Origin of the sequence: Lapidilactobacillus wuchangensis, from assembly GCF_003946645.1 — a bacterium.
GTDB classification, from domain to species: Bacteria; Bacillota; Bacilli; order Lactobacillales; family Lactobacillaceae; genus Lapidilactobacillus; species Lapidilactobacillus wuchangensis.
Map to the genome: position 1 here is coordinate 1 of NZ_RHOU01000014.1, position 12,767 is coordinate 12,767.

At 44.0% G+C, this 12,767-nt stretch carries 10 protein-coding genes; 6 read left to right on the plus strand and 4 right to left on the minus strand.

Annotation, left to right across the window (positions count from 1 at the left end; translation table 11 throughout):
* Positions 1 to 416: 416 nt before the first annotated feature.
* The gene (locus EKM82_RS11620; protein WP_164508225.1) at positions 417 to 593 is read right to left on the minus strand and encodes a hypothetical protein; all 177 of its coding nucleotides are present in this window, start codon (positions 591 to 593) and stop codon (positions 417 to 419) included.
* A gap of 299 nt (positions 594 to 892) precedes the next feature.
* On the opposite strand from EKM82_RS11620, the gene EKM82_RS09685 reads away from it, so the two are divergent.
* Together EKM82_RS09685 and recQ are read left to right on the plus strand one after the other, a co-directional pair.
* Positions 893 to 2,671: an LPXTG cell wall anchor domain-containing protein gene (locus EKM82_RS09685; protein WP_125768642.1), complete on the plus strand. Its 1,779-nt coding sequence runs from the start codon at positions 893 to 895 to the stop codon at positions 2,669 to 2,671.
* A gap of 268 nt (positions 2,672 to 2,939) precedes the next feature.
* Complete coding sequence (gene recQ / locus EKM82_RS09690) at positions 2,940 to 4,724, plus strand: DNA helicase RecQ (RefSeq protein WP_125768645.1); 1,785 nt, start codon at positions 2,940 to 2,942, stop codon at positions 4,722 to 4,724.
* Between the two features lie 817 nt (positions 4,725 to 5,541).
* On the opposite strand, the gene EKM82_RS11985 is transcribed toward recQ, so the two are convergent.
* Positions 5,542 to 5,631, minus strand: a complete 90-nt coding sequence (locus EKM82_RS11985) for a putative holin-like toxin (RefSeq protein WP_125768648.1) — start codon at positions 5,629 to 5,631, stop codon at positions 5,542 to 5,544.
* A 1,019-nt stretch (positions 5,632 to 6,650) separates the two neighbouring features.
* Between EKM82_RS11985 and trpX the strand changes: the two genes are divergently transcribed.
* The 4 genes from trpX (at position 6,651) to EKM82_RS09715 (ending at position 10,637) form a co-directional block, all read left to right on the plus strand.
* On the plus strand, positions 6,651 to 7,646 hold the full coding sequence (trpX, locus tag EKM82_RS09700) for a tryptophan ABC transporter substrate-binding protein (protein WP_125768652.1): 996 nt from the start codon (positions 6,651 to 6,653) through the stop codon (positions 7,644 to 7,646).
* Positions 7,643 to 8,542, plus strand: a complete 900-nt coding sequence (locus EKM82_RS09705; RefSeq protein ID WP_125768655.1) for an ABC transporter permease — start codon at positions 7,643 to 7,645, stop codon at positions 8,540 to 8,542. Before trpX ends, EKM82_RS09705 begins: the two co-directional genes overlap by 4 nt.
* Positions 8,535 to 9,305, plus strand: a complete 771-nt coding sequence (locus tag EKM82_RS09710) for an ABC transporter ATP-binding protein (protein ID WP_125768658.1) — start codon at positions 8,535 to 8,537, stop codon at positions 9,303 to 9,305. The genes EKM82_RS09705 and EKM82_RS09710 overlap by 8 nt, the downstream gene beginning before the upstream one ends.
* Before the next feature lie 708 nt (positions 9,306 to 10,013).
* On the plus strand, positions 10,014 to 10,637 hold the full coding sequence (locus EKM82_RS09715) for a GyrI-like domain-containing protein (protein ID WP_125768661.1): 624 nt from the start codon (positions 10,014 to 10,016) through the stop codon (positions 10,635 to 10,637).
* A 385-nt stretch (positions 10,638 to 11,022) separates the two neighbouring features.
* Here the strand turns inward: EKM82_RS09715 and EKM82_RS09720 are convergent, their stop codons facing one another.
* Positions 11,023 to 11,478, minus strand: coding sequence for an ASCH domain-containing protein (locus EKM82_RS09720; RefSeq protein WP_125768664.1), 456 nt, complete (start codon positions 11,476 to 11,478; stop codon positions 11,023 to 11,025).
* A gap of 91 nt (positions 11,479 to 11,569) precedes the next feature.
* Complete coding sequence (locus EKM82_RS09725) at positions 11,570 to 12,676, minus strand: SLC13 family permease (protein ID WP_125768667.1); 1,107 nt, start codon at positions 12,674 to 12,676, stop codon at positions 11,570 to 11,572.
* Positions 12,677 to 12,767 lie beyond the last annotated feature (91 nt).

Genomic DNA, 12,767 nt, shown 5'->3' on the forward strand with positions numbered 1-12,767 from the left:
AGCCTTTGTCTAACCGCTGAAGCGGCAAGACAAATTTGGCGGCTGACAACCACGCCCTCCATTCCGTCTGGAGTTGAGGTAGTTTACTTCAGCTTTGTTAGTGGTTAAGACAATTGTAGTGGGATAGATCAACTCGATTCAAATTGTTGTCACAACTGAACAGTATTAAAAAAGCCTGTTCAACATTTCTCTGGTTTTATCCAGAGATCTTATCAAACAGGCCTATTAGTTTACATCAATCTGTTTTTCTAAATAGTGGTGCTCAATTCTGTTAGTTTCCACAGGTGGTTGCTGGGCGATTGGCATCCAACTTCACTAGTATTGCCTTGATATCGACTAAATCTAAAGAGGAACATACTAGCTCAAAACGTAGTGGAGGCCGCCGGGTTGTCAGTCGCCAAATTCTTCTTGCCGCTTTAGCGGTTAGAAGAAGGCTTGTATTTGAGATTGTTGCGCAGCAATAAGCTCAAATCAACGCCGGCAACGTTCCACAACCCGCCGGCCGCAACGGAGTTGTTCGCTATTCTGCCTAAAACTCGTTCAGATTCAAGTCGATTACCACAGCGTTCCAAGTCCACAAAATCGCCCAGCAACCACCACTTCAATTAAGGAAATACTTAGCACAATCTCTCCTTTGAATAAGGTGGGGCTATACAGTCACTATAACTTCAGTATTATATTATAATTTTTTATTGTTAGACAAATTTATTATTAGTTATGGTATTTACATTGCCCACCAAGGTGCTAAAATAAAGATAACTAAAAGAAGCTTCAAAGCAGTTGAGTTGGTGTAATTGTCATGGGGGACAATTAGGAGATCGGTTCGCAAACGTTGCTGAACCGGCCTTTGCCAAGTAAACTCACCTGTACAAATTAGTGGGGGCACTATTTCATGAAAAAATTAAATCAGTTTCATTTTCCACGCCTAGCAAAGAGTTTAGGCTTATTAGCTGTTAGTCTAATCACGTTAAGTGTCGCCAGTGGTCAGCTGAATCAGGCTCACGCAGCAACCACAGTTCCGGCAATTACTGGTGATCCAAATGGCACCACTGAAAGGGCCATTAGCAAGTCAGTTGTGGCTACGGCGCAATTGTCAGCAACAAATGCCCAGGGAACTTCCGAATCACAAAGTTCATTAAATAATGGTGCTGGCGCAATTGTTAATTCTGATATCACTAGTTTAAATGCTGTTTACACAATCAAAAATACTAGTGATGTGGCTCAGAATGTTAATGCCACTATTTTCCTCCTGCCGAAGGACTTCGAAGCTGCGAATGCAAGCGCTACTAGTCAAATTACAGTTGCCGATAGTGCTACGCGGGATGACTTTGAAAGTAATTTACCAACTGGGCTGCAAGTGAGCTATGCCGTTAATAATTGGAATTACAAATCATTCACTAAAGACGGATGGGGCCAAACCTTATTAAGTGTTTATCCTAATTTTAAGTGGTCCGATTTACATCGATTTCGACTAGACGGGACTTTACCTGCTCACAGTAGCCATACTTGGACGATTCCATTAACAGTAGTTAAATCAGACTTGTATAATCTCAGTGGTGTTGAGCAGGTTGGGGTGACCAATCAACTTGGCCTAACTTCTGGCGATGGTAATGTTGCTTTCCGTTTTGCGACACCACTACCAAGTGTTACTGGTCAATACATGGCTGTTTTAGTTGATCAATTGGGGATTAAGTATCATCAAGTACCTGCTGAAATTCAAGATTTAATGCCTGATGCAACCACTAGTGAAATCAGCTACCATAATTTCTATACTTTAGCTGGTGGCTCTAGTGATTATAACTATACTGGTGGCACGGTGGCAGTTAATTTGCCAGCAACCAATATTGCTGACTTAGTTAAAGATAAGGGCTATTCAATGCTGTTGAACAAGGATGGCACGCCCCAGAGCCAGTATTCATATCACAGTTACAGCGCCACTACTAGTGCAACCGTAACTGGCAATACGCCAAGTACTAGCGCTGTTGCTTCGACTGGCCGTCAGTTGGCACCGGAAGTTTATATTACTTTGCGTAAAATTGTGACTGCTCAAGATAGTACCTTAACTGTTGGCAACGATTGGAATAAAGCAGCTAATTTCGTTAGTGCCTTAGATAATCAAGATAAACCGTTGACTGTTGACCAGGTTACCACGACCGTCACTGATCCTGAGGGCATTGTCCAAAATGGTCGGGTCACCAAGGCCGGTACTTTCAAGGTAACCTATGCTTATCAGGTTGCCGCTAATTATTATGACAAAAACGAACCTTACGTTGTTTCCGATACCGCGACGGTAACCGTTAATCCTGATCCGAACCAAGGTCAGACTACACCAACGACACCTGACAAGGGGACCACAACGCCTGATAAGGGCACCACAACACCAGTGGTCGAGAAGACGCCAGTAACAACCACTAAACAAGGAACTGCTGATCAAACTTTGCTGGCCAAAACAGGCTCAGTTCAAGATGTTGTGCGGACCGTTAAGCAGACGACTTTACCACAAACGCATTTTGCTAAAGTGACTGGCAACAATAACGCCAGTGCTAAAAAAGTTGTGGCCTTACCACAAACTGGTGAGAACGCCCAGAGTTGGTTAGCGCTATTAGGCCTAGGCATGCTAATCGGCGGTGCTTTCGTAGCCTTCCTGAAGCGGAAATTTCAGCGCGCCTAATATCAATTGCTGACCGTATTTAAAAAAATTAATCGTGACTCGGCCAAGTAATTGGTCAGGTCAGTAAAATTGTCAATAGCGAACAATTCGTCAGAATTGCTCGCTATTTTGTCGTTAAGCGGCACTTGGGACGATTGGCAAGCATGCTATAATAAATGAGTTGAGCAAAATTTATGGCTAAATTGGCGTATTTAAAGTTAAGTAGTTTAATCCCAAAGCGTCATTGTCATTGAGCAGTTAAGTTTCAAAAAGTAGAAAGTTGGTTGAAATGGTTAACCTAGCGGCACAAAAAATTCTTGAGGATAAATTTGGTTTTGAAACATTTCGCCAAGGGCAGGCGACAGTGATTGATCAGATCATGGCTGGCGAAAATACGCTGGCAGTCATGCCAACAGGCGGTGGGAAATCGCTGTGTTATCAGATCCCAGCACTATTGTTACCTGGTGTGACAGTGGTTGTTTCGCCATTAATTTCGTTAATGAAGGACCAAGTTGATGCTTTGCATGAAAATGGGATTTCAGCAACGTTTATTAATAGCACCCTTGATTATCCAACCATTCAGGAACGCTTGCAGTTAGCAGCTAGCGGCCAGGTTAAACTGTTGTATTTGGCACCTGAGCGCTTGGACACACCGGCATTTCGCCAACAGTTAGGTCGACTTCAAATTAGTTTAGTGGCCGTTGATGAGGCTCACTGTATTTCGCAATGGGGCCATGATTTCCGTCCTAGTTATTTAAATCTGGCGGCCGCACTCGAAGATTTGCCAAGCCAGCCGCCAATTATTGCCTTAACGGCGACGGCAACTACGCAAGTTGCGGCTGATATTTGTCAGCGCTTGCGGATTGCCCCGGATCATGAGGTGAAAACTGGTTTTGCTCGGGATAATTTAGCTTTTCAAGTGATTCGGGACCAAGATAAGGATCGGTTCTTACTCGATTATTTGAAATTAAATCCCGATCAGTCGGGGATTATTTATGCCAGCACTCGTAAGGAAGTTGAGCGGCTGACTAATTTTCTGAAAAAGCATAAAATCACCGTTGATTGCTATCATGGCGGTTTGTCTGATCAGGCACGGCGGGATGCGCAGGAAGATTTCTTGTACGATCGCATTCAGGTAATGGTGGCGACGAATGCTTTTGGCATGGGTATTGATAAAAGCAACGTCCGCTTTGTGATTCATGCGCAAATTCCTGGCAGTTTGGAAGCTTATTATCAAGAGGCCGGTCGTGCTGGCCGTGACGGTTTGCCCAGTGATGCGATTTTGCTGTTTCGGTCCCAGGATATTCAGATTCAGCACTTCTTTATTGATCAGTCCGACATGGATGAAGCCTATAAAAAAACCGAGTACCAAAAACTTCAAGAAATAACCCAGTATGCCAATACGCCTATGTGTTTGCAGCAATTTATTTTAAGATATTTCGGTGATCACAGTGATGAAAAATGTGGTCGCTGCAGTAATTGTTTGGACCAGCGGGAATTGCAGGATATTACTGTTGATGCGCAAAAGGTGCTTTCTTGTGTGGTCCGTTTGCATAGTAGCTTTGGTAAATCGATTGTGGCCCAGGTACTGACTGGCGCCAATACGCAACGGATTCGCCAGTTGAATTTGCAGGACTTGTCGACGTATGGTCTAATGCGAGGCAGTGCTCAGAAAAATGTTAGTGGGTTGATTGATTACTTAACTGCCGCTGGTTTTCTGAAAGCGACTGCTGGTCAGTATCCAGTTTTACAATTAACCCAAACTGGGGCCGATGTTTTGCGTGGCAAAACTAAAGTGGCGCGCAAACAAGCGGTTAAAGCGCAAAAATCCTTACCGGAAAATGATGAGTTGTTCCAGAAATTACGCGCATTGCGCTTGGAATTGGCAACCGCGCAGCAAGTGCCACCTTTTGTTATTTTCTCTGATAAAGCTTTGCATGAAATGTCCGCCGAACGTCCCGAAACTGACAGTGAATTTCTGGCGGTCAAAGGTGTGGGCCAGAATAAACTGGCCAAATATGGCGAGCAATTTATGGCCATAATCAAGGAAGACTTGGCAGCTATTGCCGATTGAAGCTGGGTCCAAACCTTAAGACCTAGTGAAGGTGTTGAAACAGAACAGGATCTGACTGCATTTCGGGCTGCTTGTCGTGGAACGCTGCCGGCGTTGATTTGTGCTTATTGCTGCGCAACGATCCCAAATACAAGCCTTTGTCTAATTGCTAAAGCAATAAGACAAATTTGGCGGCTGACAACCACGCCCTCCATTCCGTCTGGAATTAAGGTGGTACATTTAATAATTATTAGTGCTTAAGCCAGTGATAGCAGGATTCATTAACCCATTTAAATCAGTGGTAATAGTTGAACAGTAACAAAAAAAGCGGTGTGACAACTCTATTCATCAATAGAGATTGTCACACCGTTTTTGTCTCAACACAATCTGGTTCGGCTAAATAGTGGTGATCATTTTAGTTAGTTTTATCAGGTGGTGGCGGCGCAATTGGCGTCAGCCATGAAATTATTCTTGCCGCTTTAGCGGTTAGAATAAGGCTTGTATTTAAGATTTTGTGTAACAAAAGCTTAAATCAATGCCCATGGCGTTCCACGCCCCTCAAATTGCGCCGCCTCCACCTCACCAATTGGGAAAGGCTTTCCGCAAACCATGTTTCACACCAACAAAATCGCTGGTCCCTGTCATTTTCAACTAGGACCGACTTAAAAGATTTTAGGAAAAGCCAATGCTCTTCACAGTTTGAAGCTGATGTGATATCATCAACATAAAGAAGCGACTGCGCGGTTGCAGTCGCCTCGCATGGTAACCGTTAATACGGTGGCTGTTGTTTTCTTAAACCGCTCACAACTTGCCGGTGGTCAGCGGTTTTTTATTTTGCCTATTTTCTTAGATCATTGTTGATTGATATTAGGGCGATGACAAACATGCCAAAGGCCAACATCAGTTCCAATGTATCTTTAACAGACACAGGCTAGTCCTTTCATCAGAGTGAATGCTGCGCTGATTTCCCATACGCATCAACTCCTAATTGTTAGATTAGCCACCGCTAAACTTCCCATGTAGTCACAGTCTAACACATTGCTCAACTAATTTCATTTTGATTAAAATCGTACTAAGAATTCAAAAATGGCGAGTTGTTAATTGGTTTTATTTAATTGCAATGGACTGATTATTTTAAAATTTGGGCTTGACGTTTATTATTTACTGCCGTACACTGAAAACAATTAATTAACGGAAGGTAGGAAGTTCACATGACTGATTCTTTGATTACTTTAAATGGACGTTGGCAAAGCCGGTAATCAAGTCGTCATCTGGTTCAGATGCGACTTGAGCTCTTCAGAGTGCTCATCGCATCTGTGCCGGTTAACTTTCTGCATTAGCAGGTCCGCCGCGGATGTAAATTCCGCCGGCGGACCTTTTTATTTTGGGGTATCCAGGTGGACTGGGTACCCTTTTTGAGTGCAATGGTGTGGTAAGAGGTTTGGAAATTGATCAAGTCGCTCCCTAGTCAGGGAGGTGGTTGCTGGGCGATTTAGAGGGCGTGGAACGCTGTGGCCGTCGATTTGAACCAATTACAAACCAAAATGTTTCAAATTCGAGGCTTATTCTAAGCGGTAAACCGCTAAGAATAATTTCACGGCTGACGCCAATCGCCCAGCAACCATCTTTGTAAACTAATCGAACTGTGGACCACTATTCATCTGTTACTACAAGACTAATCGGCAACGATTGCCTTAACATCTAGTAATGATGAAATGCGCTAATTCAACTCCAGACGACGTGGAGGGATCTTGGCGTCAGCCGCCAAATTATTGTTAGTGCTTTAGCACTTACAATAAGATCTGGATTGATGACAATTTGGTTTTTAATTGGCATCAATCAGTGTCGGCCGCGTTCCACGCCAAGCAGCCCGGAACGGAGTCAAACGCCATTCTGTTTTAAAACCAAAATCAGATTTAATTATCTTTAGAAAAAGAAGGAATTTTTATGAAACGATTATATGGGTTAATTGGGATTTTAGTGTTATTTCTGGGATTCGCCTTTGTCCATGGGCGCCAGCAAGATCACGCGCAGCAACAAGCCGTGCCTACAGTGGGCATTCTTCAATTATTATCGCATCCGGCTCTGGACGCGATTCATAAGGGCATTATTCACGGTTTGGCTGAGGAAGGCTATCACGTGGGCAAGAATGTTAAAATTGATTTTCAAAATGCCCAAAATGATCAGAGCAATCTGAAAACCATGAGTGCCCGGTTTGTTAACGAAAATGCAGCGGCGATGATTGGCATTGCCACGCCATCAGCCCAAGCACTAGCCAATGCTTCCAGCAAAATTCCTGTGGTTTTAGGCGCCATCACTGATCCCAAGGGCGCTAAATTGGTTAAGGATAATCAACGGCCCGGCAACAATGTGACTGGCGTTTCGGACCAGGCACCTTTAGCGGCGCAACTAGATTTGATGCGTAAAATCATGCCCGATTTGAAAACGGTGGGGATTATTTATACCTCATCAGACGACTCCGCTACAGCCCAATATCATCAGTTTGTCACGATTTGTAAAAAGGCCAGGATCACTTTAAAAGCTTATTCAATCGCTAACACTAACGACTTAAATCAAGTCGCTCAGCAAATGGTCAACGAAGTGCAGGCCATTTATGTGCCGACGGACAATACGGTAGCCAGCGCCATGCAGACTTTGGTGGCCACGGCTAACGCTAAGAAGGTCCCTGTTTTTCCAGCAGTGGACACGATGGTCAAGGCAGGCGGCTTAGCAACTTTGAGCATCAACCAATATCGCTTAGGTGTTGAGACCGGCAAAATGACGGCGGCCATTCTGAAAGGCAAGAATCCAGCCACGACGCCGATCCATTTCGAGCGAACTGGCGAAATGACCGTTAATTTAACCGCTGCTAAAAAATTAGGCATCACCTTACCAGCTTCCGTTTTAAAAGAAGCTCAGGCACATGGGGAGGTATTCAAATGAATATGATGGTTTCAGCAATTGGTCAAGGTCTGTTATGGGCAGTTCTTGGCGTGGGCCTGTTTTTAACGTTTCGTATTTTAGATTTCGCTGATATGACTGTGGAAGGCACTTTTCCTTTAGGCGCTGCAATATGTGCTGCTGCCATTAACGCGGGCTTGTCGCCGCTGACGGCTACCTTGCTAGCTTTTGTTGTCGGGAGTTTGGCCGGTTTAATTACTGGCTTGTTGTACACCAAGGGCCACATTCCGATTTTGCTGGCGGGAATTCTGATGATGACTGCTTGCTATTCAATTAATTTGCGAATCATGGGTCGAGCCAACGTGTCCTTAATGGGCAAGCCCACCTTGTTTAAAAATACTTTTCTGCAAAGTTTGCCCCAATATTTCGACAGTGTTTTCGTGGGGACAGCGGTGATGGTCGTGGTTACCGCCATCGTGATTTATTTCCTGCAGACGAGTTTGGGTCAAGGCTTTATTGCCACCGGTGATAACCAGACGATGGCCCGCTCACTGGGGATCAATACCGACAACATGAAAATGATGGGCTTAATGATTTCCAACGGCCTGATTGCTTTTGGTGGTGCGCTGGTCGCTCAGAATAATGGCTACGCTGACGTGAACATGGGTATCGGCATCATTGTGATTGCCTTGGCCTCAATTATCATCGGCGAGGTGGCGTTCGGCGATTTAACCTTGAATCAACGATTAGTGGCGGTAACCCTAGGCAGTATTTTGTATCGCTTCGTGTTGCTGATCGTCTTGAAATTAGGCTTCAATGCCAACGATTTGAATTTATTATCAGCGATTGTTTTGGCGCTATGTATGATGTTGCCAGTTTTCAAACAGTCGTTCAACTTGAAGCACGTGCTGAAACGGGGGTTGGATACTAATGACTGAACCATTATTACAATTGAAAAATGTGGTCGTGAAAGTCAATCGCCACACGCCAGAAGAGTTACAAATTCTGAACCATTTAAATTTGACGATCAATCAAGGCGACTTCATTACGGTGTTGGGTTCTAATGGCGCCGGGAAATCCACGTTGTTCAACGCAATTGGTGGCGATTTGGCGATTGATGGTGGCCAAATTAAATTACGCGGTCAAGAAATCAGCCGCGAATCCGTTGAAAAACGGACGCGTTTCCTCAGTCGCGTTTTCCAAGATCCGAAATTAGGAACGGCACCACGAATGACGGTTGCCGAAAATCTGTTGTTGGCGGAAAAACGGGGCCAACATCGCGGCTTGTTGCCACGGCAGTTAAAACGGCAATTGCCACGTTATCGCGAGTTGACGGCGGCGATGCATAATGGCTTGGACGAGCGCTTAAATACCGCCACTGGTAATTTGTCAGGTGGTCAGCGCCAAGCTTTGAGTTTCTTAATGGCGACTTTGGAGCGGCCAGAATTGTTACTGCTGGATGAACACACCGCGGCCTTGGACCCGAAAACCAGTGATGCGTTAATGACATTGACTAATCAGCGTGTTCAAGAGGAAAAGTTAACCTGTTTGATGATCACTCATCATTTGGAAGATGCCCTGACTTACGGCAATCGGCTAATTGTGCTGCATCACGGGCAAGTCACTTATGATGTCAGTGGTGCTGAGAAACAAGCGTTGACGACGGAACGGCTGTATGAGTTTTTTAAGGAAATTGAATAGTGGCATTCAGTCAGACGTTCAAAACATCAAAATCCAGTGAAATGGTTAAAACGGAATTGAGTCTGACTGCATTTCGGGCTTGCTGGTTGTGGGACGCTGCCGGCATCGATTTGAGCTTATTGCTGCGCAACAATCTCAAATGCGAGCCTTATACTAAGCGATAAATCGCTAAGTATAATTTGGCGGCTGACAACCACGCCCTCCATTCCGTCTGGAGTTGATTTTGCACACTGTCATCTAAGATGGATGTTGAGGCAATTATAGTGGAACAGATCAGCCTGATCTGAGCAATTAAATCATGCGCATAGATGACTGCTTAACAGTATCAGGCATTAGCTAGAATGTTCATTAAGCAAGAGTGTTTTTAGTCCACAAGAACTGTTAGTGTCAGCATAATAATTTGTCGCAATTGATATTTTTTGCCTTAAATTTCAATTTTGCTAGGTTCTCAAAGCGGTCGACAATCACTGAATTTGATTATTAAAAGAAGCTTTTTTTAAAAGTACAATCTAGACACACGAGCAATATTTAAATTTGTCGTGTGTCTAAAGTGTCTTTTGTAGAAATCATTATTTTTCCAATCTCTCGATTAATAAATTGTCGTTAGCAGTGATCGCAATTGGATGATTTTCTGGTTAAAATGGCCCACTAAAATAACGAATCAGTAATGGGTTATAATGAATGCATTAACTTCTGGAGGTACTTTTGATGAAGTACGAGTGGCGTAAACAAGCGAAAGAATTGTATTTGCCCAAGCAACAACCACGAATTGTGACGGTACCAGCGCAACGGTTTATTAGTTTACATGGCGTGGGTAATCCTAATGGCCCCGAATTTCAGCAACGGGTTACGACGTTGTATCCCTTGGCCTATGGCATTAAAAGCGCCTATCGAAAATGGGCGCAGACGCAATCAGTCGAGTTTGATGATTACACTGTTTTTCCCTTGGAAGGCGTCTGGTCACTCACCGAAAAAGGGCAGCAACTAGATCATCTTGATAAAAATGAATTTAGCTATGACATTATGATTCAAATTCCAGAATTTGTGCCCGTGGACTTGTTGCAGCCAACGATTGACCAAGTTAATGCTAAGAAACAATTAGCTTTAGGCAATCAAGTTGAGATCAAGCAGTATCCTGAAATGTTAGCTGCCCAAATTCTACATGTGGGTGCTTACGATGATGAACCAACCAGCTTTGCCAAAATCGATGCGTTAGTCGCAGCGACCGATCATCAGCGGCACTCTAAAATTCATCGTGAGATTTATTTGTCCGATGCTCGCCGTGTAGCACCAGATAAGTTGAAGACGGTTTTGCGTTATCAGATTAAATAATGATGTACCAGTATTTAAAGAAATAAAATTCAGCAAACGAACAGCCTGCTTGACAGAACTTTCTGGAAAACCAGAAAATGTCAAACAGGCTGTTTTGAACTTTACTATTCAGATATAATCACGTCTAACTTAGCCAAGGTATCCCACTATAGTTGCCTTCATCACTGACAGTAGTGAAATAATCTAGCTCAAATCCAGACGGAATGGAGGGATCTTGTCGTCAGGTGTGAAATTATTGTTGGTGCTTTAGCACTTACAATAAGGCTTGTATTTAAGATTTTTCGGAGAAAAAGCTTAAATCAATGCCCACGCCGTCCCACGACAAGCAGCCCGCAATGCAGTCAGACGCAATCCTGTTTTAACACTATCACCGGGTTTGTTTGCTTTAGTCTTTCACCGGATAAACCACATGGAATCGTTCCAGCACCATCTGAGCAGTGTCGGGATCAAAGACCTTACCTGCTTCATCAGCGTATTCCTTGATGAAGAACTCGACATGAACTTGCCGCCAGTAATCGTAACTTCGATCGCCTTCGCCTTCATGATAAGCGTGGTCAGCGCCGACTTCGCGAAATGGTTTGATTTCAACGCTGTCTGTAAAAGTCACACAAATTGGTTCATCTTTGCTGTTGAGAATCACATCATAGGAACCAGCTTGTGGTAAAGCTTCGTCAGGTTCGTACAAGTCATAAGCGCTGGTCGTGGCTGTTTTGGTGCCGGTTAGCACCAAGTTAGCTAACGTATCAGGATCAGCGCCGAATTGATAAGCGCTTTGCAGTGGGGTATCTGCTGGTAAATGTAGTGCCTGTTTAGCTTGCTCGAAAAATTGTTCGGGTGTCATTGTTGTACCTCCAAAAGAGTTTATGGCTTCAATTATACGCCATTTTCACGGCAATAAAAAAAGAGCTCACAAGGAACTCTCCTGAATAGCGTTAATAAACGAAATCTAAAATCAACATCCCAACCACACCTAAAATAGCCAAACCAGCCACATTAAAGCCGAAAAATCCGGGGATGAAATGTTTGCCGGATTTGCTGCTCCAGTTGGTGTACTCTTTGTAAACCAGCAAGTTGCACATCGACCCGACCATTGTTCCCAGCCCACCAATATTGGAGCCTAGGAAAAGCGCCGCCGCGTAAGTCGTAAATTTACCAATTAAAACAGTTGTTGGCACGTTGGAAATGAGTTGGCTAGAAACCAAACTAGTTAAATAAACTGAATGTTCGCTGCCCATGAAACTGGAAATCAAGTTGGAAACTTGGGGAACTTGACGAATCGCACTAATAATAATGAAGAAGCCAGTAAAGGTCAGAACAATAGCGTAATCGACATTACCAACAATTTTTGGTTCCAAGCCGAAAGCTAACATCATGGCAGCAACCGCACCAACCCAGGCGGGAATCACGTTTAGCACGCCGGCAAAAATCAAACCGGCCACCAAACAAGTGATAATTGTGGGCCGCGGCATAATATGGATGTCCAAAACAGGTACCGTGGGCACGGGCTTTTTTTTAACAAATAGACTAAGTAGGAATAATAGAATCAAGCTGGCAATTAGCAGCGGAATCGACCAAGAGAAGAAGACTGAGGTGGGCACCGCGTAATGATTCATCATGAAAATATTGTGGGTATTGCCAAAAGGGGTAAAGGCGCTGCCGAAGTTGGCTGCCATGCCGATTAAAGTGACGGGCAAAACTTCGGGCAGGTCGTATTTAGTGGCAATGCTCAAATAAAGGGGAATCAAAGTGAGCACGGTGACGTCGTTAGTTAGAAACATGCCAGCAACGACAGCTAGCGCCAGAAACATCCAAGTTAATTGGCGGGTGTCATTGGCGCGGCTTGTCAGGCGATAAGCGCAAAAATCAAGAATATGTAGGTACTGAAAAATTTGGATCACAGTCATCATCCCGAGGATGGACCAGAGCGTTGAAAAACTAATGTCGGCTAAGTGCGGTCTGGCGAAGAACAAGCTGATGACCATTAGGATCGTGGTGATTTGCAAGACACGATCTTTAGTAATGGTTTTGATTACGGACATGCTTACACGCTCCAAAAAAATTCAACACTTCTTCTATTTTGCGCTTAATTCCACCAGCACGCAATATCGCTTATGTAAAAATAATGTAAAA

What these genes read in the sequence shown, in the direction of transcription:
- EKM82_RS09685 (WP_125768642.1), top strand. Translation starts at nt 893, where the DNA reads ATGAAAAAATTAAATCAGTTTCATTTTCCACGCCTAGCAAAGAGTTTA.
- recQ (WP_125768645.1), top strand. Translation starts at nt 2,940, where the DNA reads ATGGTTAACCTAGCGGCACAAAAAATTCTTGAGGATAAATTTGGTTTT.
- trpX (WP_125768652.1), top strand. Translation starts at nt 6,651, where the DNA reads ATGAAACGATTATATGGGTTAATTGGGATTTTAGTGTTATTTCTGGGA.
- EKM82_RS09705 (WP_125768655.1), top strand. Translation starts at nt 7,643, where the DNA reads ATGAATATGATGGTTTCAGCAATTGGTCAAGGTCTGTTATGGGCAGTT.
- EKM82_RS09710 (WP_125768658.1), top strand. Translation starts at nt 8,535, where the DNA reads ATGACTGAACCATTATTACAATTGAAAAATGTGGTCGTGAAAGTCAAT.
- EKM82_RS09715 (WP_125768661.1), top strand. Translation starts at nt 10,014, where the DNA reads ATGAAGTACGAGTGGCGTAAACAAGCGAAAGAATTGTATTTGCCCAAG.
- EKM82_RS09720 (WP_125768664.1), bottom strand. Translation starts at nt 11,478, where the DNA reads ATGACACCCGAACAATTTTTCGAGCAAGCTAAACAGGCACTACATTTA.
- EKM82_RS09725 (WP_125768667.1), bottom strand. Translation starts at nt 12,676, where the DNA reads ATGTCCGTAATCAAAACCATTACTAAAGATCGTGTCTTGCAAATCACC.